General features: G+C 56.6%; 31 protein-coding genes. 15 read left to right on the top strand and 16 right to left on the bottom strand.

The annotated features are described in order from the left end of the window. Nucleotides 1-38: 38 nt before the first annotated feature. From RBB76_RS10140 to RBB76_RS10170, 7 genes are all read left to right on the top strand, one after another. Nucleotides 39-1,193: a two-component system sensor histidine kinase NtrB gene (locus tag RBB76_RS10140; RefSeq protein WP_429632058.1), complete on the top strand. Its 1,155-nt coding sequence runs from the start codon at nt 39-41 to the stop codon at nt 1,191-1,193. A 4-nt stretch (nt 1,194-1,197) separates the two neighbouring features. Beyond that, a complete protein-coding gene (locus tag RBB76_RS10145; protein ID WP_429632060.1) occupies nt 1,198-2,418 on the top strand; it encodes an alpha/beta hydrolase family protein in 1,221 nt (406 codons plus the stop codon). Between the two features lie 195 nt (nt 2,419-2,613). Beyond that, on the top strand, nt 2,614-3,093 hold the full coding sequence (locus RBB76_RS10150; protein ID WP_429632062.1) for a hypothetical protein: 480 nt from the start codon (nt 2,614-2,616) through the stop codon (nt 3,091-3,093). Further along, a complete protein-coding gene (locus RBB76_RS10155) occupies nt 3,072-3,356 on the top strand; it encodes a PEP-CTERM sorting domain-containing protein (RefSeq protein WP_429632064.1) in 285 nt (94 codons plus the stop codon). Before RBB76_RS10150 ends, RBB76_RS10155 begins: the two co-directional genes overlap by 22 nt. 410 nt (nt 3,357-3,766) lie before the next feature. Further along, nucleotides 3,767-5,182 carry an MBOAT family O-acyltransferase gene (locus RBB76_RS10160; RefSeq protein ID WP_429632066.1) on the top strand — a complete coding sequence of 472 codons (1,416 nt, stop codon included), beginning with the start codon at nt 3,767-3,769 and terminating at the stop codon, nt 5,180-5,182. Next, a complete protein-coding gene (locus tag RBB76_RS10165) occupies nt 5,157-6,386 on the top strand; it encodes a hypothetical protein (RefSeq protein WP_429632067.1) in 1,230 nt (409 codons plus the stop codon). The genes RBB76_RS10160 and RBB76_RS10165 overlap by 26 nt, the downstream gene beginning before the upstream one ends. A gap of 150 nt (nt 6,387-6,536) precedes the next feature. Then, nucleotides 6,537-6,773, top strand: a complete 237-nt coding sequence (locus tag RBB76_RS10170; protein ID WP_429632069.1) for a hypothetical protein — start codon at nt 6,537-6,539, stop codon at nt 6,771-6,773. A gap of 252 nt (nt 6,774-7,025) precedes the next feature. On the opposite strand, the gene RBB76_RS10175 is transcribed toward RBB76_RS10170, so the two are convergent. Further along, on the bottom strand, nt 7,026-7,361 hold the full coding sequence (locus tag RBB76_RS10175) for a hypothetical protein (RefSeq protein ID WP_429632071.1): 336 nt from the start codon (nt 7,359-7,361) through the stop codon (nt 7,026-7,028). 181 nt (nt 7,362-7,542) lie between these two features. On the opposite strand from RBB76_RS10175, the gene glyA reads away from it, so the two are divergent. The 3 genes from glyA to RBB76_RS10190 all read left to right on the top strand — a co-directional run bounded on the left by glyA (nt 7,543) and on the right by RBB76_RS10190 (nt 9,933). After that, the gene (gene glyA / locus RBB76_RS10180; protein WP_429632073.1) at nt 7,543-8,808 is read left to right on the top strand and encodes a serine hydroxymethyltransferase; all 1,266 of its coding nucleotides are present in this window, start codon (nt 7,543-7,545) and stop codon (nt 8,806-8,808) included. Nucleotides 8,809-9,021: 213 nt separating this feature from the next. After that, nucleotides 9,022-9,510, top strand: a complete 489-nt coding sequence (locus RBB76_RS10185; RefSeq protein WP_429632075.1) for a DUF4126 family protein — start codon at nt 9,022-9,024, stop codon at nt 9,508-9,510. Nucleotides 9,511-9,723: 213 nt separating this feature from the next. Continuing rightward, nucleotides 9,724-9,933, top strand: a complete 210-nt coding sequence (locus RBB76_RS10190; protein WP_429632077.1) for a hypothetical protein — start codon at nt 9,724-9,726, stop codon at nt 9,931-9,933. A gap of 79 nt (nt 9,934-10,012) precedes the next feature. Here the strand turns inward: RBB76_RS10190 and RBB76_RS10195 are convergent, their stop codons facing one another. From RBB76_RS10195 to RBB76_RS10210, 4 genes are all read right to left on the bottom strand, one after another. Continuing rightward, a complete protein-coding gene (locus RBB76_RS10195) occupies nt 10,013-10,522 on the bottom strand; it encodes an AAA family ATPase (RefSeq protein ID WP_429632079.1) in 510 nt (169 codons plus the stop codon). 52 nt (nt 10,523-10,574) lie between these two features. Next, nucleotides 10,575-11,021, bottom strand: coding sequence for a thioredoxin family protein (locus RBB76_RS10200; RefSeq protein ID WP_429632081.1), 447 nt, complete (start codon nt 11,019-11,021; stop codon nt 10,575-10,577). 56 nt (nt 11,022-11,077) lie between these two features. After that, a complete protein-coding gene (locus RBB76_RS10205) occupies nt 11,078-13,210 on the bottom strand; it encodes a hypothetical protein (protein ID WP_429632083.1) in 2,133 nt (710 codons plus the stop codon). A 164-nt stretch (nt 13,211-13,374) separates the two neighbouring features. Beyond that, complete coding sequence (locus RBB76_RS10210; RefSeq protein ID WP_429632084.1) at nt 13,375-14,145, bottom strand: hypothetical protein; 771 nt, start codon at nt 14,143-14,145, stop codon at nt 13,375-13,377. A gap of 19 nt (nt 14,146-14,164) precedes the next feature. Here RBB76_RS10210 and RBB76_RS10215 point away from each other — a divergent pair, with 19 nt between their 5' ends. The 4 genes from RBB76_RS10215 (at nt 14,165) to RBB76_RS10230 (ending at nt 16,844) form a co-directional block, all read left to right on the top strand. Beyond that, nucleotides 14,165-14,482 (top strand): hypothetical protein, encoded by a 318-nt coding sequence (locus RBB76_RS10215; protein ID WP_429632086.1) that lies wholly within the window; start codon nt 14,165-14,167, stop codon nt 14,480-14,482. An 81-nt stretch (nt 14,483-14,563) separates the two neighbouring features. Next, nucleotides 14,564-15,088 carry a hypothetical protein gene (locus tag RBB76_RS10220; RefSeq protein WP_429632088.1) on the top strand — a complete coding sequence of 175 codons (525 nt, stop codon included), beginning with the start codon at nt 14,564-14,566 and terminating at the stop codon, nt 15,086-15,088. Nucleotides 15,089-15,114: 26 nt separating this feature from the next. Further along, nucleotides 15,115-16,350 (top strand): M20/M25/M40 family metallo-hydrolase, encoded by a 1,236-nt coding sequence (locus tag RBB76_RS10225; protein ID WP_429632090.1) that lies wholly within the window; start codon nt 15,115-15,117, stop codon nt 16,348-16,350. A gap of 95 nt (nt 16,351-16,445) precedes the next feature. Next, nucleotides 16,446-16,844 carry a DUF302 domain-containing protein gene (locus tag RBB76_RS10230; protein ID WP_429632093.1) on the top strand — a complete coding sequence of 133 codons (399 nt, stop codon included), beginning with the start codon at nt 16,446-16,448 and terminating at the stop codon, nt 16,842-16,844. A gap of 24 nt (nt 16,845-16,868) precedes the next feature. Here RBB76_RS10230 and RBB76_RS10235 read toward each other — a convergent pair whose 3' ends face one another. The 6 genes from RBB76_RS10235 to RBB76_RS10260 form a co-directional block, all read right to left on the bottom strand. Continuing rightward, entirely contained in the window at nt 16,869-17,435 is a 567-nt protein-coding gene (locus RBB76_RS10235; RefSeq protein ID WP_429632095.1) for a DNA-3-methyladenine glycosylase I, read from the bottom strand. Between the two features lie 107 nt (nt 17,436-17,542). Then, on the bottom strand, nt 17,543-18,409 hold the full coding sequence (locus RBB76_RS10240) for a class I SAM-dependent methyltransferase (RefSeq protein WP_429632097.1): 867 nt from the start codon (nt 18,407-18,409) through the stop codon (nt 17,543-17,545). 78 nt (nt 18,410-18,487) lie between these two features. Beyond that, nucleotides 18,488-19,327 (bottom strand): acetyl-CoA carboxylase, carboxyltransferase subunit beta, encoded by an 840-nt coding sequence (accD, locus tag RBB76_RS10245; protein ID WP_429632099.1) that lies wholly within the window; start codon nt 19,325-19,327, stop codon nt 18,488-18,490. Between the two features lie 81 nt (nt 19,328-19,408). Further along, nucleotides 19,409-19,939 carry a hypothetical protein gene (locus RBB76_RS10250; RefSeq protein WP_429632101.1) on the bottom strand — a complete coding sequence of 177 codons (531 nt, stop codon included), beginning with the start codon at nt 19,937-19,939 and terminating at the stop codon, nt 19,409-19,411. A gap of 5 nt (nt 19,940-19,944) precedes the next feature. Beyond that, entirely contained in the window at nt 19,945-20,721 is a 777-nt protein-coding gene (locus tag RBB76_RS10255; RefSeq protein WP_429632104.1) for a hypothetical protein, read from the bottom strand. 30 nt (nt 20,722-20,751) lie between these two features. Continuing rightward, nucleotides 20,752-20,919: a hypothetical protein gene (locus tag RBB76_RS10260; protein ID WP_429632106.1), complete on the bottom strand. Its 168-nt coding sequence runs from the start codon at nt 20,917-20,919 to the stop codon at nt 20,752-20,754. 280 nt (nt 20,920-21,199) lie between these two features. Here RBB76_RS10260 and RBB76_RS10265 point away from each other — a divergent pair, with 280 nt between their 5' ends. Further along, nucleotides 21,200-21,442: a hypothetical protein gene (locus RBB76_RS10265; protein ID WP_429632108.1), complete on the top strand. Its 243-nt coding sequence runs from the start codon at nt 21,200-21,202 to the stop codon at nt 21,440-21,442. 23 nt (nt 21,443-21,465) lie between these two features. Here the strand turns inward: RBB76_RS10265 and RBB76_RS10270 are convergent, their stop codons facing one another. The 5 genes from RBB76_RS10270 to RBB76_RS10290 form a co-directional block, all read right to left on the bottom strand. Continuing rightward, complete coding sequence (locus tag RBB76_RS10270) at nt 21,466-21,915, bottom strand: 23S rRNA (pseudouridine(1915)-N(3))-methyltransferase RlmH (RefSeq protein ID WP_429632110.1); 450 nt, start codon at nt 21,913-21,915, stop codon at nt 21,466-21,468. 42 nt (nt 21,916-21,957) lie between these two features. After that, nucleotides 21,958-22,527, bottom strand: coding sequence for a ribosome silencing factor (gene rsfS / locus RBB76_RS10275; protein WP_429632112.1), 570 nt, complete (start codon nt 22,525-22,527; stop codon nt 21,958-21,960). Nucleotides 22,528-22,667: 140 nt separating this feature from the next. Next, the gene (locus tag RBB76_RS10280; protein ID WP_429632114.1) at nt 22,668-24,056 is read right to left on the bottom strand and encodes a methyltransferase domain-containing protein; all 1,389 of its coding nucleotides are present in this window, start codon (nt 24,054-24,056) and stop codon (nt 22,668-22,670) included. A gap of 179 nt (nt 24,057-24,235) precedes the next feature. After that, nucleotides 24,236-24,835, bottom strand: a complete 600-nt coding sequence (nadD, locus tag RBB76_RS10285) for a nicotinate-nucleotide adenylyltransferase (protein ID WP_429632116.1) — start codon at nt 24,833-24,835, stop codon at nt 24,236-24,238. A gap of 12 nt (nt 24,836-24,847) precedes the next feature. Beyond that, nucleotides 24,848-25,477: a hypothetical protein gene (locus RBB76_RS10290; protein WP_429632118.1), complete on the bottom strand. Its 630-nt coding sequence runs from the start codon at nt 25,475-25,477 to the stop codon at nt 24,848-24,850. Nucleotides 25,478-25,510 lie beyond the last annotated feature (33 nt).

The raw sequence follows: 25,510 nt of genomic DNA on the forward strand, positions 1-25,510 counted from the left end.
CCACGTGACGACCCAGAACGAACCGTCGGAGCGTAATATTGCTTAGCCACATCTCCACCCTGATCGCGGTCCAAACCCAAACCGGCTTGTCGTTTCAGCACAACCGCAACTGGCTTAGCGAACTGGCCGAAGATCTTCCACAACTCGTATGGGCCTCTGACGAAAACGGAAAAAAGACCTTCTGCAGCCATCGCTATTTCGACTTCACCGGAGTGAGCGACCTCGAAGCCATGGACAGGCAGTGGAATGGATTCGTCCACCCGGACGACAGGGCACCTACTTTCAAGAAATGGATGGATAGCCTTCGATCCGGCGAATCCTACACCGCGGAGTATCGGCTGCTTCGGAGAGATGGCACCTACAGATATGTCAGAGCTCAAGCCCTGCCCACGCGCGACGAGAACGGACGTATCAACGGCTGGTTAGGCATGTCAAAGGACATCAACGAAGAGAAAGTCGCAGAGCAGCTTCGGGACATCGAGGGAAAGATACAGGCCGTCAGAAGGCTCGCCTCCAGCATCGCTCATGAAATAAATAACCCCCTTGAATCTGTCACCAATGCGCTCTTTCTCGCCCTGCAGGATCGCAACATTGACGAAGATACGCGCAACTATCTGAACATTGCTGATGCCGAGTTGCAGCGTCTCACGCACATCACCACCAACTCCCTGCGGTTTCATAAGCAATCGACCGCGCCGATTGCGATCCAACCTGCAAACTTAGTCGAAGAGGTACTTTCGACCTATATGACTCGACTCCGCGCAGCGGAGATTACATTGGATCGCAAATATCGGAGTGACCTTAGACTTCTGTGCCACGCAGACGATCTGTCGCAGGCTGTTGCTCATCTCATTCGCAACTCGATCGACGCGACCCAGCCCGGAGGGCAAGTCATCATCCGAGTTCGCGACTCATGGAGCAGGACGGCGTCGAATCGGCCCGGAGTCCGCATCACCGTCGCCGACACCGGCGAAGGCATTCGCAGAGAACTAAGAGAACGCCTCTTCGAACCATTCTTTACTACCCGTGGCGCCACACGCACAGGGTTGGCCCTATGGATCACCCACCAGATCATCAGGAAACAAGGCGGAAGCATCTCCTTCCGAACCTCCACCGATCGATCGCACCATGGAACAGTGTTTTCAATCTTTCTCCCCATCGATGGGATAGACGGTGACACCTTGATAAACTAGACAAATGCTCTCAAGGCTTTACGCAAAGTGGATGTACTCCTGGGAGACAGCCCTCACCACCCGCGACACAAATCGCATCGTCCGCCCCCTCGAGTGGGGCTTCGATTGGCTCCAGGACTTCAGCCCCCTCGCCCTCGCCGCCAACCCCCACCTCAGCGACTACGACCGCATGACTGCCGTCAACGCCGACATCGTAGCCCGTGCCGACGAGTTCTACAGCTACGACACCCCCACCGACTTCCGCCTCGAGCGCCGCCACCCCCAGCTCTACCCCACCAACGTCCGCCCCGAAACCCTCCAGGAGGACGCCGAGCTCCGCCGCCAGGCCGAAACCGGCGAGATCGAAGCCGCCGACTTCCTACGCTTCACCTCCCCCATCCGCACCCGCTACCCGGAGAACGACCAGGTCAACGCCCGCTGGTACCCCGCGCACCCCGAGACGCAAAAAGGCAAACCAAAGCAGGCCATCATCGTCATGCCTCAGTGGAACGCCGACGCCTTCTCCCACAACGCCCTCTGCACTCTCTTCAACAGCTTCGGCATCTCCTGCCTCCGCCTCTCCAAGCCCTACCACGACGTTCGCCGCCCCGCCGAACTCGAGCGCTCCGACTACGCCGTCAGCGCCAACGTAGGCCGCACCACCGAAGCCTGCCGTCAGGCCGTCGTCGACATCCGCAGCTGCATCGACTGGCTCGAAACCCAGGGCTACGAACAGTTCGGAGTCCTAGGCACCAGCCTCGGCAGCTGCTACGCCTTCATCGCCGCCGCCTTCGACGAGCGCCTCCAAATCTGCGCCTTCAACCACGCCTCCACCTGGTTCGGAGACGTCGTATGGGCCGGCCAAAGCACCCGCCACATCCGCGCCGCCTTCGAGCAGGCCAGCCTCACGCAGGACCAGGTCCGCGACATCTTCTCCATCGTCAGCCCCATGTCCTACATGGACCGCTTCGCCGCCAAGCCCAAACGAGTCCTCGTCGTCCACGCCACCTACGACCTCACCTTCCCGCTGAAATACTCGCTCGACGTCCTCACCAACTTCGACGCCCTAAAGATCGACTACGTCTCGAAGGTCCTCCCCTGCGGCCACTACACCACCGGCGAAACCCCTTACAAATACCTCGACGGCTGGTACCTCGGCTCCTTCATCTACCAATCCTTCAAGCGCCTCGCCCAAACAAAGACCGCCCCATCTCTCGAATCACACGTAACTGCAAAAGCCCAATAGTTCCATTGCCAGCCAGAGCGGCCTCCAGTGAACGTCAGGGAAAGCGGCGATGTGCGTCTGGCAAACGCACGTTTTCGTGTCGCGGGAAAATAGGCAGATCTTCAAAATTGCCTAACCGTCAGCCCTGCCGACCTATGGTAGTCTGGCCTCCTTCACACTACAGGGCCCCTAGCAACTTCTAACTCTGAGGGCAACATGAAAACTGCATTCTGCCAAGGAACCTCTTCGTCCGCACCCGGAACCGCACCCACTCGGTCGCGCTCAAACGTTATTCTGCCAGCACTACTCGCCTTAGCAGGAACTCTTGCCGCCACCCAGACGGCGCGGGCTGACTCGTACGCTTTTTCGGTCAGCGGAAGTGGCATCACAGCCTCGGGCACGCTTACCATTGCGCCCACAGCGACTGCCGGCACCGATGTCATCACCGGTATCAGCGGCTTCTTCTCGGACACAAACGCGAGCGCGAACTTCTCCGGTGCGATCACAGGGCTGCAGCCCACAGTCGCTCCCTCCGGACCCCCACCCTTTCCGGCGCCTGCATTCACCGAGGCCGGATTCTCGTATGACAACCTCTTCTATGCGGATGGAAACTCCCCGATTGTTTGTCCCCCCGACACACCAGGTGGCCCTCCGGGCTATCCCTTCTCTGCGGCGTGCTGGATATCTACGGCGTAGCGTTCAACATCGCCGGCGGATACACGGCCGATCTGTGGAGCAACGGAGTAGTTCCTGGCGTCGGCCTGCAGTACGAGCTCAGCGATTCGCTCGGTGCGACCAAGCTGGAGCCAGACAACGAGGGGCAGGCGCTGACGGTTTCGGTGAACACCTCTCCAGTGCCGGAACCGGGTTCGCTGTTGCTGCTAGGCACCGGTCTCCCCGGTTTGCTCGTCGCATTGACGCGCAAGGGCAAGGCACGCTTCACGCATTCCAAAGCATAGTCTTAAGGCATTTACACAAGGAAGCAGGCGCGCAGGACGTGCCTGCTTCCTTTCATTACGCGCTCGATAAAAAGTCAATCAGTCCCTGGAAGGTCATGTACACTCCAGAACATACTGGCCCTAAAAGATTGAATTCTTCACCGGTGAAGCCACCTTCAGCCGGTCTGTCTCTGTGTCGTGTTCCTTCTGAGCCGCTTGCGGGACGCCAAAACTAAATCCGTCATCTTTGAAATGACGCATCAGGTTTGAGCACTATAGATCGCAATCCGCAGCTGATGATTCCGAGAACGAGCACCTTACCGTTCGACCAGACAAACCTATTTCCTGCTGGATGATTCGCCGCACCCGGGATAAGAAACGTGTGTAAACCCATGGGCCAAATCAGTCATGTGTGTAGGAGTGTGCGCTAGATGATCTTCAACTCCCTTGTCTTTGTCGTTTTTTTTGCGATTGTTCTCATCCTCCACTCAATGCCTTTCTCCTGGCGAGTGAAGAAGATCAATCTCTTGATTGCCAGCTACATCTTCTACGCGGCGTGGAATCCACCGTTCGTTATTTTGCTCTGGCTCTCCACAGTCGTCGACTGGTTCGCTGCTCGCGGACTCGCCGCCGCGGAAAACCCCTGGAAGCGCCGTGCCTGGATGATGGTCTCCATCGTCGTCAGCCTGGGGCTACTCTGCTACTTCAAATATGGTCACTTCCTCCTCGATAACTTCGCCCACATGGCATCCATGGCGGGCTTCCAATACAGCCCGCCAAAGTCGAGCATCATTCTTCCCATCGGTATCTCGTTCTACACCTTCGCGACCATGTCCTACACGTTGGACATCTACCTGCGTCGCTCCGCACCCGCTCGCAACTTCCTCGACTACGCCCTCTTCGTTACCTTCTTTCCCCACCTCGTCGCCGGTCCCATCATGCGGCCCACCGAGCTCGTCCCTCAATTTGAAGTTCCCCATCAGGCAACGGCGAATCAGATGCGTTTTGGTCTGGCCCTCATGACGCTGGGGCTCTTTGAGAAGTCGGTCTTAGCCGACGGCTTCCTCGGCCCCGTCGTAGATCTCGTCTACAACGGCAGATCCGCAGCCGGCTTTATCGATGCCTGGGTGGGAACCCTGGCCTTCAGCGGACAGATCTTCTGCGACTTTGCCGGCTACTCCATCACCGCGATTGGAGCAGCCCTCTGCCTCGGATTTGCACTCTCGGATAACTTTCGCTTTCCCTATGCCGCAATTGGGTTCACCGACTTCTGGCGCAGGTGGCACATCACTCTCTCAGCCTGGCTGCGCGACTATGTCTACATTCCCATGGGCGGAAACAGGCGCGGCAATGCGCGGACCTACTTCTCCCTGATGGCAACCATGCTGATCGGCGGCCTTTGGCATGGCGCCAGCTGGACATTCGTCGTCTGGGGCGGCCTCCACGGGCTGTATCTCTCGGTCGAACGTATGCTGCGCAAGCCGTTTCGCGGCTATCACCCTGGGCCCATCGCTGGTGCCGCGCTCGGGCTGCTCACCTTTCTGTTCGTCAACATCGCCTGGGTCTTTTTCCGCGCCAAAACATTCCACCAGGCCATCGTGATCCTCAGCGGTATGTTCGGCAGAAATCACCATGCGGAACCCATCCTGGCGGCGATCTACCTCATCACGACGACGCTCATCATCGGTGGCTTGCTCCTCGCACACAGCCTCATGCGCAACAAGACTCTCGAGATGGCAGTCGCCCGGCTGCACCCTGCAACTCTAACCGCGCTCTGGACCATCATGGCCTTCGCAGTTGTAATTCAACACGGAGAGAGCAATGGCTTCATTTATTTCCAGTTCTAGCACCATGCCCCCGCCAACCACCCACGAGGCCCTGCCCAAGGGCTTGCGCCTCACCGCAGCCGACCGTCCGGGTATGGCGCAGCCAGTTCCCGAACGCGACATCCCCGATCAGCCCTGGGGCAGGATCTCACTCGTCGTGTTGATTCTCGTGCTCGTGCTCTCCGGGCTTTGGGAGTGGCAGATGCGTCGGCTCGAACTCGTTCCCGGAGACATGAGCAGCTCCTATGACACCTGGGCAGAACAGCGTCGCGAAGTTGATCGTCGCGACGTGCCGCTTCTGCTCATCGGCGACTCACGCATTCTCTACGACACCGACCTCGATCGCGTCCAGCAACTCACCGGCATTCGCCCGATTCAACTGGGCATCCCCGGCGGCACTGGCCTGCTCGTCCTGGAGGACATCGCGGACGACCCTCACTTCAAGGGCCTCGCCGTCGTCGGAATGGCCGAAACCTCCTTCTTCGACAACCGCTTCACCGTCGGACGGACAAGGGAGGCGATCGACTTGAGCAAGAAGGAGTCGCCTTCCAAGCGCGCTTCCTACCAGATCCAGCGCGTCATCGCGCCCTTTCTCGCCATGCTTGAAGAAGACTACGGCCTCAGCACTCTGGTCGCTCACCTCGATCCGCATTGGCGTCCCGGCGTAAGAGGTCCCTACGATAGCGTCTGGAAGATTGGAGAACTCGCCCCGGATGGAAATGCCCGGCTTTGGCGAAGACTCGACCACGATAAGCGTTTGAACGAGCACGCCCGGACTGTCTGGCATGAACTCTTTCCGCCCTTTCCGATCGACGACAAGAGCATCCAGGAGATTCTCGCGCGGACCAAAACTGCCGTCGATAAAATCCGTGCTCGTGGCGGCGATGTCGTCTTCCTTCGCCCGCCTTCAGGGCCAGGTCTGCGCGAGGTCGAATACGGCCACATTCCCAGAGCAAGGGGATGGGACCCTCTGCTCGCCTACACGCAAGCCAAAGGCGTTCACGCTGACGATCTTTCCAACGCACAGAACCTTTATCTACCGGAGAGCTCTCATCTTTCGCACGCCTGCGCAATCGTGTTCACCGATGCCTACATCCGAAGCGTGACTCAACTGACGCCTCGGCTGCGCCTCAAACCCGAAGCGCCGCGACCTCTCTCGACCCCTGACTGCGTTCCACCATCCGCCGCTGCTCTGGATAGGCCGCAAGTCATAGAAAATCGGTAGCGAAGGTCGGTTTATCGGGGAAGTAAAGCAGTCTCAGTTGTCCGAAAAGGGGCCTCGGACAACTGACGGGCGCCGGGCCCCAAATCTTTTCTTGATATTTTGGAACTCTTATACCGCCGCCGCCGTATCATCCCTCCAGAGGGTCATCCCATGACACAGCCTCCGTATCGTCCGTCCGACGACCACGCCACCCGGCGTCTCGCCATCTTCATAGCAGTCTTTCTAGTCGTAGTAGCCGTCGGTGCCCAAACCCCGGCCCGGCACATCGCCACAACCGATTCCGACGTGTGCCACTGCCTCCCGTCCAAAGCGGCACTGATGATGAAGTCAGCATTTGCAAAGGCCCAGGCCCACTCCACTGCGCTGGCCACCCTTACCCGAAACTAGGCCATATCGACCCATAGGCCGGTCCTAAGTAGTGGATCGATATAGAAATTGTCATCCTGAGCGGAGCGTATCGCAGTCTCATCGCGAGACGCGTAGTCGAAGGACCTGCAGTCGGCTGCGAGGGCCTCGCCATGTCGATATAGAACTAGGTTCCGGCGCGTCACGAACGCACAGAAAAGCCCCGAATGAGAGAACCACCTCGTCTCTCATTCGGGGCTTCCCGAACGTCAACTTCTCACTGCACGAAACCAGCTACTCCGCTCTGCGCTCAAAAGCACGAAGGTCTTCGTTGCGAGTCCCGTTCCACTTGGCGACAAGAACCGGAAGAACCACCATCGTCAAAAACGCGATTCCGACAAATAAAGTCTGCATAATGATCCTTTCCCATTCTGTCTGTTTAAACCCTTGCTGATAGTAAGAACGCCAACGACAGACGAATGGATGCCCACCCAAAAACCTTATTTGTTGCGAATCGAAATCAAATCCCAAACCCGCCCAAAATATAGCGTTTTCCAGGGCAACCAACCACGAACGATGCAAAACCACCCAAAAATAAAGTTCAAAATTGTGGCGCATTGTTAGCCACACAAAAGTTCATTGTTTCGCCACCATCTCAGCCACGCAATCCACCACACTCTCACCAGCAAAACACCACACCCAAACACCCTCATCTTCCAAAACACCCCTCAAAAACACCACGAAATCACCAGATCACTCCCCTCGCACCACGCAGAAAAAAAATCCAAAAACAGTGACATAAAATAACCCCATGCCCATCGACCTGAATGCCCCGCTGGCCACCGCCGACCCCGAGATCGCCGCACAGATTCAAAACGAGATAAAGCGCCAGCACGAAGGCCTCGAAATGATCGCCTCTGAAAACTTCGTAAGCCGCGCGGTCTTGGAGGCCGCAGGCACCGTTTTCACCAACAAATACGCAGAGGGATACCCTGGAAAGCGCTACTACGGCGGCTGCGAGTACGCCGACGTAGTTGAAAACATAGCCCGCGACCGCGCCAAACAGCTCTTCAACGCCGATCACGTCAACGTCCAGCCCCACTCCGGCTCCCAGGCCAACGCCGCCGCCTACATGACCATCCTCAACCCAGGCGACTGCATCCTGGGCCTCGATCTGGCCCACGGAGGCCACCTCACCCACGGCCACAAACTCAATTTTTCAGGCAAACTCTACAGAATCGTCGGCTATCAGGTCCGCAAAGACACCGAAACCGTTGACTACGACGAACTAGAAGCCACCGCGATCCGCGAAAAACCCAAGGTAATCGTAGGTGGAGGCAGCGCCTACCCGCGCCAGTTCGACTTCCCCCGCATGCGCGCCATCGCCGACAAAGTAGGAGCCTACCTGATGGTCGACATGGCCCACTTCGCCGGCCTAGTCGCCGGAGGCGCCCATCCATCCCCCGTCCCCCACGCCCACGTAGTCACCACCACCACGCACAAAACCCTGCGCGGACCGCGCTCCGGAATGATTCTGTGCAATCAGGATCTGGCCGTAGGCATTGATCGCAGCGTCTTTCCAGGCCAACAGGGAGGCCCCCTCATCCACATCGTCGCCGCAAAAGCCGTCGCCTTCAAAGAGGCGCTGGCACCGGAGTTTGCAACCTACGCCGCACAGGTCGTCACCAACGCCAAAGTCCTCGCCGAAGCGATCGCCGCAGAAGGATATCGCATCATCTCGGGCGGCACAGACACACATGTCATGCTGATCGACGTCTTCCAAAAGGGAATGCTCGGCTCTGAAGCGGAACATGCGCTGGGAGAGGCTGGAATCACGGTCAACAAGAACGCCATCCCCTACGACACCAACCCGCCCATGAAGCCCAGCGGCATAAGGATCGGCACACCCGCGTTGACCACCAGAGGCATGAAAGAGCCGGAGATGCGCATCATTGCAGGCTGGATTGCACAGGCTCTCGAACATAGGACCGACGCCGCGAAGCTTCAACAAATCCGCGGTCAGGTGCTGGAAATGGCGAAGAATTTCCCTCTGTACGGTTGGCTGCGAGACAAATAGCTTCTCGAGATCAGACGATTTTCATCCCACCCAACTGATCCGGAGGGCAAATCTCAGCCTTGCAAATAATGATTCATAAGCCATCGTCAAAAACCGATCTGCGAGTATAGTTTTCGATTGAAAGGCTAACGCTGAGTAGTTGAGTAGACAGCGTGTTTGAAACATCCTGGCCATTCCACTAACTTTCGAGCATTCGAATGAAAGAGGAACCTCATGGCGATGCAAATGATGACCTGGCTGTTCGCCATCCCCCTCTTGGGCCTCGTGACAGGGATGCGGACGATGACCGCGATGGCGGTGCTCTGCTGGTTCGCCTATGCGGGTCATCTTTCGGTAGACGACAATTGGGCAGCCTGGAGCGGAAAACTCGTAACAGCAATTATTTTTACCTTGCTTGCGATCGGCGAATACATCGGCGACAAGCTACCTAAGACACCGAATCGGACAGCCCCGTTTCCGTTGATTGCCAGGCTGGTATTCGCCGGCTTGGTAGGCGCGATTGTTGCTGCGGGACTCAACGGGTCTGGAATGGAGGGGGTCATTCTGTGCGTGTCGGGCGCCCTTGTGGGCACCTTCGCTAGCTTTCTGATTCGGCGAGAGATTGTGACGCGACGCGGCGGCAAAGATTGGCCCGTGGCGCTTATCGAGGATGTGAGTGCAGTCTTTTGCGCAATCTTGGCAATGGGTATTGTGACCGGATGATGCGCTTCTTGACCGTTAGAAAACGCAATATCCCTTAGATGAACCTAATTCCGGGCCTGTCGCGCCCGCCACAGATATCAAATTTGTGGCAAAAGCTGATCTGCTCGGAGTAGGATGTGGAATATTCCGGACCGGAATTGCGTTCGGGCTGGATACTCGATTGAGCGGATAGCGACGAATTCGGCTGCCACACAAGCACCGGAGGTGGAAAACATGACGAAGCGCATGACGCGAATCTTATTGACGATTCTGATGTACGCGGGAGTTGTTGTCTTCCTCTTTCCTTATTTCACGGGAAGAATTTCGACCGGGGTTCTCTTCATGATTATCGGTGCGGGAGCTACCGTGGTTTTTGGGATACTTCGCTGCTACCTCACCGAAGGCGACTGCGGACGAATCCCTCATCATAGCCGCGACTGGTAAACCCGCGACCTGAACTTCACTGCAGTTTCTGTCGCGCAGACGAGTCAGGTCAGTGACAGATCGAGTTCGAGGACCTCGGCTATCTTTGCGGCTGCATGTGCGGCACTACAAAGACTGGTGTCGATCGAGAGCCTGGGCTTCGGCAGCGAATATCCATCAAACTCTCGAGTCGAATAAATTTGATCAAAATCTTAACCGAAGTCAGCTTGCGATGCTCAACCCGTGATGGATTACCTAGACGTCGTCTCAGCTCGCTACGTGGGCAGACAAGTTCAACAAAATCCACCTCGCCGCCTCTCTTTTCGACTGTAGCAGCCACGTTTTTTAGGAAGCCGGGTTGCACCGTCGGTTCAGGTGCAAAGGTGAAGATGAGTCCAGGCACCTGGCCTGAAGCTGCCTGATCGAACACGGACAGCCAGATCTCTTCTCGTAGTGCGACGAAGGCCGGTGAGCCGAACTCGAAGACCGACAGAAGCAGATCGACGGTGAGATGGTTGTGGAAGAGTCTGTAGCCGGTCATCGCGGCCAGTTCGCGTGCTACTGTCAGCTTTCCCGTTGCGGGCAAACCGTATAGAAAGATCAGCTTCATCGAGTCGTACCTTTGCGCGATTACGCAGCGCCAAGTATACGAGTCCTGCCGCTCAGGTGGTCGGAGCGGGTGCAGCAGATCGCAGCCATCCCTCCATCACGTCGTGCCCCACCACGCCGGCCTGTTGTTTCACAAGTTTTCCGGCAGAGAAGATGGCGAAGTTGGGGATACCGCGCACGTTGAACCTCGCCGCTAGTTGCTGATGTTTGTCGGTATCAACTTTCAACACAAGAGCCTGTCCCGCCATGTCCTTTGCCGTGCGCGCCACCTCTGGAGCGGCGGCGTGACACGGCCCACACCACTCCGCCCAAAAGTCTACGAGAACCGGAACGCGCGCGGCATTTACGATTTCGTCGAAAAGAGCCCCATCCACCTGCAGCGGTTCATCGACCGGGGGAAGCGGAGTCTTACACGCACCGCAACGCCCCGTGTCAGTGAGGTGATTTGCAGCAACACGATTTTTCTGGCCACACTGTTTACATGTCCGGATTGCAGGCATTTCATTACCCCCTGAATACCGATTAGATGTGTTTCGCCTGATTCGGTCTCATGACGTCAGTCCGTTGTTTTACGAACATCTCCCGCCGCGTCCGTCTCGTCATTGGAAATAGGCTGTTGAATCAAAATTGAGCGGGACTCTTTCAGCTCTTTGCGGATCCCCGGACCTCGCGTGACGACATCCAGCGTGTACTGGCCTGAATCCATACCGGGAGTATCCAGTGACATCTCAACATAGGCGAGATAACCCGACCCCGAATCGATTCGGAAAGGAGTCTCTTTCTCTGTCGCAACAGCATTCGTCTTGGACCAAAGAGTAAACTTCGCAGTCCAGCTCTCGGGTTTGTGTTTATCAATCTTTTCGGAGGGATAAATCCTCACAAAAGCATGAAGCCGGTCCGTGGATGCGAACTTATCCGAAGCCTCAGGCTTGATCCGGCAGTCCACCGCGCGCATCGGGTCAATCTGCGATGGCGGCTGAACGTCATCGTGATTGTCGGTCGTTCGCCGCCTCAACCCATCCACCGCTCCGGCCTGTTCACGACATGATTTCCCGACGATCAGGCTGCTCACCTCAACACTAGTCTCCCGAGGTAAGCTGACAGTGATCTTCCGTTCTGCTGATGCAAACACCGCTCCATTTCCGTCGTGGACCGCAATCCGCCAGAGATATTGACCAGGATGCAAACTCCCATCTCTCTCCCAACTGACGCGGTGACCATCCCACTTCACCTGAACAGCTCGTTCCATCAATGGAGTAGAGAGGTTAAGGTCGTCCACCGATTCGACCACAGAAAGCCGCCCTGGACCCCGCCCAGCTCCGGTCCACTCGACGAGAGCGCTCATAGGAAGCAAGGGCTCGAGCCCCGAGCGCAAGGGAAAGTAATCGACGTGCTGCGTAATACGAAAATCCGCCGAACTCACAGGCTTCAAGGTCGCCTTTCTGACCTTGTCCACCAACACTTTGGAAACCGCCTCGCGGTTCGCCTCGGAGGTCGTACCAACAGGTGAAACTTCCATAATTGACGAGCGTAGATTGTGATCCGCAAACTTCACCTCCACGGAGGGCACTCCATGGTCACGATCCGCAGGAGTCATATCGAAGTAAAGCGAGTAGGTCTCATCCAGGTCTCGATGAATCTGCGCAGCAAGCTGGTCCAGTGAGTTGGAAAAACCGCCCAGCGTCGACTCCGCGGTCTGCATCATCAACGAGGTGCGGGCCGCAGAATTGGCCAAGGCGTTGCTAAGCCGGGGATCGAATTGCATGTGCATAGAAGGTGCAGTGCCTAGTTGTGGGCCGCCACCCGCCGAAGGAACATTCACTTGCGCCGGACGGTCTTCCGCGGCGCCCCCACCCGGCACGAACGCCTCCGGCCCGCCCACATTCGCTACATAGATATGAGCCCCTACATGCTTCGCTACATCGATCAAAGCTTCAGGTCCATCATGCGCGAACATCTGATCGTTGAGGCCATACATCGACTCCGCCAAAGGATTCATTGCCAGAACGACCTTCGCCCCGTCGAACCGCTGCATAAGACTGATCGCATCCTCAGCCTTCATCAGCCAGCTTCCATCAGACGGCCGACCCCCAAGCATCGACCCACCCCCGGTGTACTGAAAGGGTTCGACCGCATGATTCACGAAGTCCAGATTCAGCAGCAGCTGTGATCTCCCATTCGTGAACGGAGTCAACTTTCCGTTTGAATCAAAGATTCCAACTCGCCACGGCAGTAACTCCGTCGGTTGCGACGCAAAGTATTTAGTCGCTTCACGCACTCCGATCGAATGCACCACCGGCTGGTTCGGTGGAAAGATCAGCAATACCAGCGGCGAAACCACGTCAGTCGATTTTTTTGGAGATTGCAGCCGCCCAATCCGCGACGTACCGTTGACGATCAGCGTGTACTCATCTGTTTCGACATGATTCGGTAAAACACCATCTTTGCCGACGATCTTCAGCGAAACGCGCGCCTCGGGCGCCTCAAAGAACCCGCCTCGGCGAAGCAAATCCAGCTCACGATAGAGAGGCGCATTTGAGGAAGAGCCCGCTGCAGGTCGATTTGCAACTTCCCGATTCTCCAGCGACGGCGAATCGGGAGTTGGCAACTGTGCGTTCGGCGACTGTGCGGCGCATACAGCAGCCCCCAAGAACGCCATCGCCGCAATCGAAATCCGCATCGAACGCATAAAGCGTCTCCATCCAGCTACCGATTTCGTTCGGCAAAATTATAAGCTTCGCTTCTGTGATCTCGGCGGGTTGCTTGGCGGACGTCCCGTCATCCTTCTGTGCGATACAGCCGGCGTTCCCCAGTTATAGATAGGCCACAGATAAGTCGCCCTTGACGGGGAACTCAGGCACGCCGGCGGTATCGAATCGAAAATTCGTAAGTCGGATTGGGCGGGAACAGTTGAGCCACTAGACGAAGTCGGTCGGCAAGCGCCAGCGGTGCGAGCAACGGATACTCCCGCTCACGAAGTTCAGAGTAGTCGAAGTCCACCGAAAGCGACAGCTGATAAATGGCGATAGCGTCCGAGAACGAAGATTCGAGGAAGGCAGTTTTTGCCTTCTCATCGATCACAGGCTTTACCTCAGTCTGTTCCGTCTTCCCGCCAAGCGCCTGACTGCGGTTCTCCCAGGCATCCTGACTGGTTTCGCCTCGAACATCCGCCAGAGCCTGCCCCCAAACTAGCTGCTCGAAGGCATGGGGAACACCGATCGCATCGACAAAGGCGTGACCGACGTTGATAAAAAACTCAAAGGCGAGCGCAAAGCGATCTCCCAGCAAGCGGGTTGAGATAAAGACACCCTCTGTGCCATCGTGCGTTACGTTTCGATGGCAAATCGCCTGGTCCCCCAACTCCGGCGTATAGGCAGGCGCAACCATGGTAGATTCACTCCCCCTGGCCTCACTTAGAGCTAGTGGAACAAAATAGTAAGTCTTGCGCGTGATCGCACCGGAGACAGCGCTTGGTACCGCCTGAACCATGCGCTCGAGATCCTTCTCACCCAGATTGTTATCGCCGAATGCCGCGTAACGGATGCCGTTCGGCGCCTGTCGCACCACCGCATCGCGGATCACCTGTGTCGCCTGAATCAACTCGCTCTGAACACCTTCTGCCATAAAGCAGTATTCTACTGGTATGGCGCGTGCATCGCAGAACGGAAGCTCGTCCTCGCCCCGAACCTTTGGCGCGGGCTACTTATTTGGTGTTCCCCTGGGAGACCTCGGCTGGTTTACCAGCCTCTTGATGAGCTTCGCGCTGGGATTTGCAGCTTTCTTCGCGGCAACCTTCTGCGCGATCGTCGGCATCCTCTTTTACAACACGGCAACGCACCACGCGGTCGATTTTTCGCTGACTTACACCCGGGTCGGACTTCCCGTAGGTGCGCTGGTTTTGTTGGTGACGCTGCTGTATCTCGGTACCTTGTGGGTGCGTCGGCAGCTCCGCAAAAGCTAACCTCCTTCAGAAGAATCTCACCGCGCGACCAATTGGTGATATCTGCTATTCTTCAAAACACTTCCTGGAGGACCATCAAGTATGTCATTTGTTCGTGCTTTTGTGCGTTGGGGCTGTTGTACGGCCGCAATTGCAAGCCTCGCCGTCCCCTCAGTCGCTGCCGACAAGAAAACCAAAGATACCGCGATTGAAACGCCTTCCTACTATGGACCGCAGCCTGCAACCGAGAACATCGATCTGACGATGTATGCCCGCATCCGCGAAGAGGGTTTCAAGCACTCACACGTCATGGAATTTGGTGGAGCATTGGCTGACGGTATCGGGCCGCGTCTCACCGGCTCACCGAACATGGCAAAGGCGAACGCCTGGACACGCGACACGCTGACGAAGATTGGCCTCGAAAACGCACACCTGGAAGACTGGGGTGAGTTCGGCATGGGCTGGCAGCAGATCAACACCTGGGTGCGAATGGTCTCGCCCGACCCTGAACCTCTCTGGGCGCAGGCAGCCCCGTGGTCCCCGGCGACCAACGGGCCGGTCACAGGAGAAGTCGTCTACATGAACGTGCAGGAGATGGGCGATCTCGAAAAATATAAGGTACGCTGAAAGGCAAGATCGTTCTGCTCGGTGCAATGCGCCCCACCCCAGACATTACGGAGCCGCTCTTTCACCGCTACACCGACGCAGAACTGAAGGAGATGGAAACCTACGAATCGGGTGGCGGACGCTACACTCCGGGTTCGCCCGAGTTTGCAAAGTACGTCGCCGAGCGCTTGAAGATGGCCGATCTTCGTAAAGCCGCCCTCAAGATGATGGCTGACGAAGGTTCCGTAGCCGTGATCACCCCAAGCCGCGATAGCACCGACGGCGGTGGAACCGGCATCATCTTCGACGACAATGGAGCGAACCTGGCTCGCGATGCACAGAAGAAGGAAAACGCAGTCACCATTCCCAACGCGGTCATGATGATCGAGCACTATAACCGCCTCGGACGCTTGATCGAAAATCACGTCCCGGTCACGCTCGAGCTCAACATCGAGACCAAGTTCACTGGCGATCACGAGCACGGTTTCGACACCGTAGCTGAAATTCCCGGTACCGATCCAAAGTTGAAAGATCAGGTCGTCATGGTCGGCGGCCACCTGGACAGCTGGATCTCCGGCACCGGCGCAACCGACAACGGCGCGGGCTCAATCGTAGCGATGGAAGCCGTCCGCATTCTGAAATCGCTTGGCATCAAGCCAAAGCGCACCATCCGCATTGCTTTGTGGTCCGGCGAAGAGCAAGGTCTCTTCGGTTCGCTGGGATACGTCAAGCAACACTTTGGCACCTTTGCTGAACCGAAGGATCCCCAGCCCGCGTACCTGCCTGCCTTCATGCGTCAGCGCGGTCCACTGTCCACGACCAAGGAGTGGGAGACGCTCGATGCCTACTACAACCTCGACAACGGAACCGGCAAGATACGCGGTGTCTACACGCAGGAGAACTGGGCAATCGCTCCGATCTTCAAACAGTGGATCGCGCCCCTCGCCGACCTTGGTGTAACCACCATCTCCTACCGCAACACCGGTGGCACCGATCACCTGTCCTTCGATGCAGTTGGCCTACCCGGCTTCCAGTACATTCAGGATCCCATGGACTATGAGACGCGAACCCACCACTCCGACATGGACACCTACGACCGCCTGCACGCTCTCGACCTTGAGCAGGCAGCAGTGGTTGAGGCGATCTTCCTCTACAACACCAGCGAACGCGAAGCCATGATGCCGCGCAAGCCCTTCCCTCATCCCGAACTGCAAAAGCAGATGAGTGCCCCAATTCCCGGCATCTACCCCAACGCAGTCCCCGCCGTAGACGCACCGAAGTAAAAACACAAACAACGATCGATGAGAACCCATAGATACCTCCTTCCAAGGAGGTATCTTGGTTTAACGCCGATGACACAACCAGGGAGGATCGACTCATGACCGACCAGCAGACCCATGAAGGAATTAAAACCTGCACCAGCCGTTACTCAGTCGACGAAACCGTCTCCCGAATAGAAGCTCTCCTCAAGGAAAAGGGCGTCAAGCTTTTTACCATCGTGGATCACTCCGGCGAGGCTGCTGCAGCAGGTATCGAGATGCACCCAACAAAGCTGTTGATCTTTGGAAACCCGAAGGCCGGAACTCCCATTATGCTCGCTGCGCCCAGCGCTGCACTCGATCTACCTCTGAAGATCCTCGTCGCCGAGGGAGCGGATGGCAAAGTGCTGCTCTCTTGGAATGATCCGGAATGGCTGCGGCGGCGACATGGCTTCTCGCAGGAGCTGACCGCAAACCTGGCCGCCGCTGGAATGCTCGCAGCCAAAGCCGCGCAATAGTCCGACCCACGAAGTCCCTACCGCTCAGCGCACTTTGCGCCGAAAACAATCTGCGCTGTGATCATTGACGATACCGACGGCCTGCATCCACGCGTACACGATGACAGGGCCAACAAACTTGAAGCCGCGTTTCTTCAACGCCGCAGAGATCTCCTCAGACAACGGAGTCTTCGCCGGCACCGGCCCGCTATTTTGAATCGGCTTGTTGCCGGCAAACTTCCAGATGTAGGTAGAAAAGTCCTCTCCCGCATCAGCCATCGCCACGTAAATCTTTGCTCCGTTGATGGTCGCTTCAATCTTCGCGCGGGACCGAATGATGCCCTCATTCTTCAGCAGGCGTTCGATGTCTGCCTCTCCCATACGCGCCACTTTTTTAGGATCGAAGTTATAAAAGGCCTTGCGAAAGGCGTCGCGCTTTCGCAGGACAGTAATCCAGGAGAGCCCAGCCTGAAATCCGTCAAGCATCAGCGCCTCCCACAGCACACGACTGTCGCGCTCCGGCACGCCCCACTCTTCATCGTGGTATGCCTGCATCAACGGATCGCTCTCAGCCCACTTGCAGCGATGGATGGCGGTGTTCTTTTTCGTCATGCCATCCTCGAAAAAGGAATCAGCTGGTCGGTCGTCTTCATAAGACATAATCGCCGACGCAGGCCACTTCTATCAATGTGGCGCGAAACTGTGCCGCCCGTCAAAGTTTAGAGCCAGGCGCTCAGTAGTCTTCCGGCACTGCCGAGCGCCCGCAAATTATCCGCTCGACCATCCAAGTAGCGCGCGTTGATCTCGGGGGAACCAAGATCATCAAGGTTGTAAAAAGCATCGAGTTCGGTCGCAATCTTAGAAGGCGTGAAGAATAGCTGGAAGGGCTCCCCCGCCAATTGAACCCGAGCCGCCAGGGAGTCATAAGCCAGCTGTTCTCGGAATGGAAGAGCCGATCGAGGTTGTGCGTAGTCGAGAACAAGACCCGAACCGCGTGGCCGCGACGCGATGAAATCTAACGTTGTCCGAAAAGCGCCGTGAGTAAGATATGGCACAACTCCCAACCATGCGAAGAAGGTGGAAGCCTCAGGATCAAAGCCCGCTGCACGCAGTTGCGTGGGTAGATCCTGTGTCTCAAAATCAACCGGAGCGTACACAAGATATTTGGGCGAAGGCAGTGTGCTTTCATCCAATAACTCTCGCTTCCAACTCTGTGTCGCAGGATGGTCGACTTCAAAGACACGGAGATTGGAGTACGGGTTGCGATGTGCAAACGTATCCAGACCCGCTCCCAGAAGAACGTACTGAGTAACTCCCTGTGCCACCGCATCATTGAGCATGTCTTCTGCATAGCGGCTCCGTGCCACGATAAATGCGCGCAGAGCAACAGAGAAAGGCCGATCCGGACGGATCGGTGTACGCCGCAGCTCCTCGGCGTATCGCTCTCCCAAGATCGCGGTAGCGATCGGATCGTCGAGGACGAGGGGCTTCGCATCATAGAGTTGATGCGCTGCGCGACGCAACGCCACGCGAAGAGCGGTACGGGATGGAGCGACGGCCTGCATTCGATTTAAGTGTAGCGACATCTCATACAAGCCATGTCGCGTCAGCGATGAATCCGCATTCCAACCAGAAAAATTCAGACAAAGATGAACTGGTCGCGCCTAAGAACCCATCCAGCTCAAGGTCTGCGACAGGTACTGTTTCATCTCCTTGCGCGAAACAATCGCATCAAGGAACCCATGCTCGAGCAAAAACTCCGAACGCTGAAAGCCCTCTGGCAACTTTTGCCGAATCGTCTGTTCGATGACTCTGGGCCCCGCGAAACCGATCAGCGCTCCAGGCTCAGCAATATTCAGATCCCCAAGCATAGCGAAGCTCGCCGTAACGCCTCCCGTCGTAGGATCGGTCATCACAGAGATGTAAGGAACCTTCGCATCATCCAGTCGCGCCAGCCCTGCAGAGATCTTCGCCAGCTGCATCAGCGAAGCGATCCCCTCCATCATTCGAGCGCCCCCCGACGCCGCAGCAATGATCAACGGATTGCGTGTAGCCAGCGAGCGGTCCACCGCACGGGCAATTGTCTCTCCTACAACCGCGCCCATGCTTCCGCCGATAAAGCCATACTCCATCACACTCAACACGACGTTGTGTGGCCCAAGCTGCCCAATCGCGTTGATGATCGCGTCATTCAGGCCCGTCTTGTTCTGCGCCTCGGCAAGACGCCGCTTGTAGGGCTTCAAGTCGGTAAAATTCAACGGATCGGTAGAACGGAGTTCCAGGTCAACCAGCTCGTAGCCGGGCTCAAGGAGATTTTCGATACGCGTACGAGCATCGATCCGAAAGTGGTGACCGCAATGCCAGCACACCTTCTGGTTAGATTCGAGCTCGGCTTTGAATAGAATCTTGCCGCAGTCGGGGCAACGAATCCACAGACCCTCGGTCCTTACCGTCTTCTCCGAGTCGTTGACGATCTCGTTATCTTCGCGCTTGAACCAACTCATCCTTGCATGCCCTTTCGACCGTCGCCCTGCCTATTGTAACGACTGAACGGGGTGCGCGGTGCTTTGGTCGTTGAGTTGGAATTAGAGCGCTTCAGCGAGGCGAGAGTAGAGGCCGGCATGATTGGTCTCATACAGAACCAGCAGCCTCTGCCGCATCAGGTAGTACGAAGAAGCCACCTCGTGCAGATAGAAGGGAACCCGCATCTTTTGTCTGCCGAAGAAGGTCGCCAGCATGATGTGTGTCACCGCACGACGAAGTTGCAATCCATCGCGGCGCATACGTTCGGCAATGATGATGCCTTCGTCAAAGTTCCACCGTTCCACATAGGAAGCAAGCGCGATCAATATGCGGCCATTCTCGCGCATACGCTGAACCCCCTCCAGGCCGCCCATAAGGTTCCACATCTCCTCGGGCTCCAGATTCAGAGAATCCTTCTGTGGCACAAGATGGTTCAATGCCACTGTCATCACGCCTGTCGACTCAACCGGATGAAGTTTTCCCACCAACTCATCCCACGTACAGCGAGCCAGTCGTCTTGCAGTCAAATAGGAATGCAGGAGCGCAGCACCTAACAGGACAGTAACCAGGGCGGTAATGACTATAGGGGCCATATGGGTTACGTGCGATCGCGGGTCTGAGTGACCTGCTGAAGATCGTACTGCACTCTCCTGTGAAGAGCAACCAGATAATCGTTCATTTCTTCCGATAAGGGCGCTCGAACGGTTTCCGGTCTCCAAAAAGAAACGATCCAATAACACAAAACCGCAACATACAGAAAAGAAAGGGAATAGTCCAGTACGTGAAATTCACGCGTCCAACCCAGGACAATATGCGCCAGATCGCTCACCAACGCGCCAAAGGCCCAGGCGGTTACCCCCTGAGCCAGTGCCATTACATGATTCCGCCATTCCAGCCCGAGCCGGTTTGCGGCATAAAGCATCGCAAGGAAGAGTTCGCAGTCCAGAAGTGCCGTAAAGAGATTTCCGCGAACCTCCCAAATCCCCAGGGTAGAGTGAGCTAGCGGCTTCACCGCCAGGCAAAGCCCGACAGCGATGGCCGTGCCGATCACTCCCGCGATCAAAAACGAAGAGCGCGCATCTCGTACCCAACTTCCTGTCGGGCGCAGAACGACTCGTGAGATCTCGAAGATCAGACCGAGTTGAAACAAAATGTCGCCACCACCAAAAATCCAATAGGTGACAGCGTAGGCGTGTTGGCTGCCATATCGCGACACAAGAAAGAGCGCGATCGTGACCGTCGCTTCGTAAGCAGCAAAGCAGGTCAGAATAGGAAACTGCTCCCAGCGACGCCTCATCAGCAACACGAAGAGCAGGGCGACGTGCCCGAGGAAGCCCGCCGCCCACAATAGGTTGTCGAGAGCCGATAAATTCATCCCTGCCTCGGTAGTCTCACCGAGACGATCTTACAGCCCGGTGATGGACAGTACGATACTCGCGTAGTCACCAAGCGAGATACCAACGGACACTAACTGGGGGTGCGGGTTGGTGCCCATGATATTCGCGAAAGAAGGAACAGCGGAGGAGAGGAGGACAGCGGCGGCGAGCGCGAGATTGCGGATCGACTTATTCATGGGGAAGGCTCCTAGAGCGCAAATGTGCGCTTGCACCAGCGTAGGCTATTGATGCTTCCCGAATAAACAAAAACACGCGCTAAACCTACACAAAAGAGTCATCTATTGTGGGATGGACGCTAAGAGTTTCCTCGATTAGGACGATCACTCGCGAGAGCAGAAGGCTCCTTCAAACAGCTCCCCGAAGACGTTTTACGGCCCAAGTGAAGCGGAGGCAACAGATACCTCGCGCAACATTGTGCCCGGCCAATGTATCGTGAGTCAAAGCCGCGGAGGTCAATTGCCGTACATCTATATCGACAGGGTCTTCCATGAACTAAGGTCAGAGCTGCTATCCGCCATGCACTCCGCCCTTGAGGCGCAGGGTCGCAAAGGCCAGGTTGACGTGGATCGGCTCTATCGTGCCTTCACGCGCGCTGCCGCCGGCAAATGCGCGAACCCGCAGCGTGTCTCCGAGAAATGCGTAGTGGAGACGATGACCTCCAAACCCCGCAAAGCCAAAGACGCGCGAATCGACGAGTAGAGATACACAACGGACAGCGAAGATTAGTGGCCTGAATGATAGGGGTGGCCTGCCAGGATAGTAAAGGCCCGGTAGACCTGCTCTGCCACGAATACTCTGGCCAGTTGATGGGGCAGAGTCATGAGCCCCAGGGAGAGAAGGAGATCGGCACGCTGTTTGGCTGCAGCAGACCATCCATCCGCCGGACCGATCGCAAATACCACCCTCTGGGTCCCCTCATCACGAAGTCGCCCGACCTGACCGGCAAACTCCTCGGAGCTGTACTGGCGACCACGACTGTCAAACAGAATCGCATAAGCACGGGTGCGGCCCTGCTGCCGTTCGATCCACTCAAGCAGCGCCTTCTCCGATTCAAACGCCTGCGATTCGCAAGGAGTGTATCGAGCAATGCGGCTGACATAGTCATCAAACCACCGCCCCCCGGCCTCGGGGAGCGAACGCGTAGATAGAACCGCTGCTAGCGTTATCTTCATCCTCAGTCAGAATCTACCGCGCAACGACCGAGATTCGAGAAATTATTTCTTTGAACTCTTCTTCGGTGTCTTTTTCGCCGGAGCTTTGGCCACCGTCTTCTTCGACGCAGTTTTCTTCGCCGTTGCTTTCTTTACAGGGGCGGACACAGTTGCCTTCTTAGCAGCCTTTTTAGCCGAGACCTTCACAGCCGCTTTTTTGACCGTCGTCTTCTTGGCGCGACTTTCCTTGATCCGGGCGCTTACCTCTGCATCAAGATCGGCCACGCTGATCGTGGTCGCGGATTTACGCAGCCGCTCAAGACCATAAAACGCCCGCTTCTCTGCCGAGAAGACATGAACGATGAAGTCGACATAGTCCATCAAAATCCACTCACCCTGGCGGCGCCCCTCGACAGAGTTGGGATAAACACCGAACTCGCGCTTCAGGCGCAGCTCGATCTCATCCGTAATGGCAACGTTCTGCCGTTCATTGGTTCCATTGCAGATCAGGAAGTAATCGGTCAGGCCGCTCTCGGCCGGATCCAACGCGAGAATGCGAATATCTTCAGCTTTCTTGTCTTCACACGCGGCGGCGGCGGCGAGCAGCAGCTGGTTACTTTCAATTGAGGGCATGAGACTCCTTGGACTTCCATGGTAGCGGGTCGCGCCTCCAGAAGCCAGCCTTTACGCGGACGATAACGACCTCATTTCTCCCAGACGGGCGAGTTCGCGCTCCGCCGCAAGCGGGTTTCAAATCAATGCAGAAGCCTGCGTTATCTCTTTCGAAGGTGAAAGAGAATCCGACCATTGGCCAGCGTCAGCTCATCAGAGACGGAGAAATCATCATAAAATGCTTCGCGAAAGGATGCCTCGGTAATGTGTTCGTAGAGTGCTGCGCGGCCGCGCAGAAGCTCCTGAAACTTCGGATCGGTCGGTGGCACCCACTCCACGATCAGGTGTTCCGTGGTCAGCTTGCTGCACAGTTCGGCGATACTCTTCATTGGTATTTGGTTGTGAAGCAGCAGATGGTGCAACACCGCAAGCATCATCACGGTATCGAATTGGCCGGCACAGCGATCCAGAAAGGATGCGCTCTCGCGATTCTCCCAACCAGCCGCCGGGGTAGGATGGGCAAGATCGACACAGAGCGGAAGAATCTTCTTCCCGCTCACCTTCAGGCCCGCGAATAAACGATCCACCGCCTGCAGATCGGTGTCGATCGAGACCACCTCGGCTCCCGCCTCTGCCGCGAGGTTTGAGTAAACCCCGGTATTGCAACCCACGTCGAGAGTCTTCGAAGGGCGCGCCTTCCCCAGCGCGACCCTCACAAACCTTCGCTTTTCCTCATGATCGTCGTCGCTGTAGTGGTTCGCGGTATCCGCATAATCAGACCAGGTAGAGGAACGATGAGCCGGTGTTACCTTCCGCATCTGCTTCAGTAGAGTCCCCAACGTCCTGAGCAGAATCTCTTTCGCAAGATCGGGATCTTTTACCGACCGCGTTGCTACGGCACCGGGATTTCCCCTCTTTTTCTTCGCCAACAGAGAAGGGAGCGTGACTGCGGACAGCGCAGGTCGCGTGAATCGCGAAGTCAACGAGAGGGCAGGATAGACCTCTTCCGGTTCATATCCATCGCGGCGCGTCAGTGAAAGTTGCAGCGGCCATCCCAGACGTGAGTGAGCCAGCATCGGCAACAGAAAGGTCCGAACGAACTGGCCATACGCGAGCCATATAGGTTGATTCGGATCGACACGCTCGATCGAAAGCACATCGACGAAGACCGGTCGTGCGCCTCGGAACAATACATTCAGCGGTGTTGCGTCCTTCAGCTGCCAACCCTCTTTGACCAGATCGCTGCACAGAGTCAGCGTAAGCTCAGCCGCGGCAAGCCACATCCCCGGACTCCACTCCCAGGGGTAGGATTGAAACGAAATGCGCGGATGGCGCAACACCAAAATCTCCCCTGGCTCCGACATTATCTCGCTGGCTACAAGCCGTCCCTGCGCGACCAGTTCGGACGCGAGCGGCAACTCCAGAAAGGCGAGAATCTCGGTGTCGAAAGGAGCGCGAACGCTCCGGTAAGCACCGTCAGGGCGAACCTCAACGCTGCCCGCGGGATCGCGAAACGTAGGAAGGGTGGGAAGTGTCAAAAATTCTGTCATCAAGTATCACGACTCTACTTCTGCAGGCGCAATGAATCCAAAGCAGCTTATCCAATGCAACAAATAAAAGGGACGTCCGTTAGGAGCAATATCTTTACAGACACATTTCGCCTCAGGAAAGTTTCGAGAAAAACGAACTTTAGCCAGTAGCTAAGACAATAAACCAGAATGGATTCGCGCTATTGGTAAAGGTTGTGGCTCTGTATGTAATCCAAAACGGCCGGCGCAATCAGATCGACACAAGGATCGCCCGCCTCCAGCCTGCCCCGAAGTCCGGTAGCCGCAATATCTTCATGAACGTTGTCGAGCAGGTGGACACGGCTCTGCTGATGCACATCGAGCCCCAACAACGAGAGGCTGCCAATCGTGAACCCCGGCCGGCTCACCACAATCCACTCAGCCAGTTCCAGCAGCCGTGCGGGCTCGCGCCATTTCGGAAGGCTCAGGAAGCTGTCCGCTCCCACCAGATTGAAGCGCTTAGCCTGCGGCATCCTCCGCTCTAATTCGCTCAAAGTATCTACCGTGTAATTCGGCAATCCGTCGGCCCGGGGCGCATCGATCTCCGATGCCGTAAATCGAGAGTCCTCAAGGCACGCAAGCTCTACCATCGCAAGCCGGTCCTCAAAAGAAGTGACCGTCCCATCAAGCTTCAGGGGTTGGCGACCTGCAGGAGCGAACAAAACAGAATCAAGTCGAAGCGCATTCGCCGCCGCCGCAGCGATGGCAAGATGACCATGATGCGGCGGGTCGAAGCTGCCACCGAAGAGAGCTACGCGCATGAACCGTCGCTCCTAGAATGGAAGATGGAACACAAAGCCCATGCTGACCTGTTTGATCGGATAGTTATGGCTATACGTGCCGAAGGGATCAAGACCGCCATAGCCGAACTCGGCGACGCGGTAATCAAGGACGGGCAGCAGCTTGATATCCAACCCAGCTAATCCCTGATATTCGAAGTTGTTGTAAAGGATCACCTGGCCGGTGGATGTGGTATTAGAGAGACCATAGTCGCTTCGACCAAGTCCAACCGAACCTTGAATATAGGGTTTTAGCCAGTTTTTCGGAGTATGAATCACACCACGAACCCCACCGAGCACGGAGTAGATGCGCGTTCCAGTGTCGTTGAAACTGTTATTTGCGCCTCGCTTGGTCGTCAGAATGGTGCCACGCAAGTCCGCCCCCAGTGTGAACGGCCCAACCTTCTTGAAGTCGTAGTAGACACCGCCTGTACCGCCTAAAGGATCGGCTGTGTTAAGTCGGGCATTAGCATCATCCGTCGTGGGCGCTGGCAACGGCGACGAAGCAATATTGCTCAGCCGGTCAACAGTGAACATGCCATAAACGCCGAACTGTGCGTGAGCGGAGGCGGTACTGACAAGGGCAACGGAGGCAAGAAGGAGAACTGCTTTGCGGAAACTCATGTGCCGTTAGTTTACTAGTTAGCGCGCCCCGAA

The organism is Tunturiibacter psychrotolerans (assembly GCF_051013365.1).
Taxonomy (GTDB): domain Bacteria; phylum Acidobacteriota; class Terriglobia; order Terriglobales; family Acidobacteriaceae; genus Edaphobacter; species Edaphobacter psychrotolerans_A.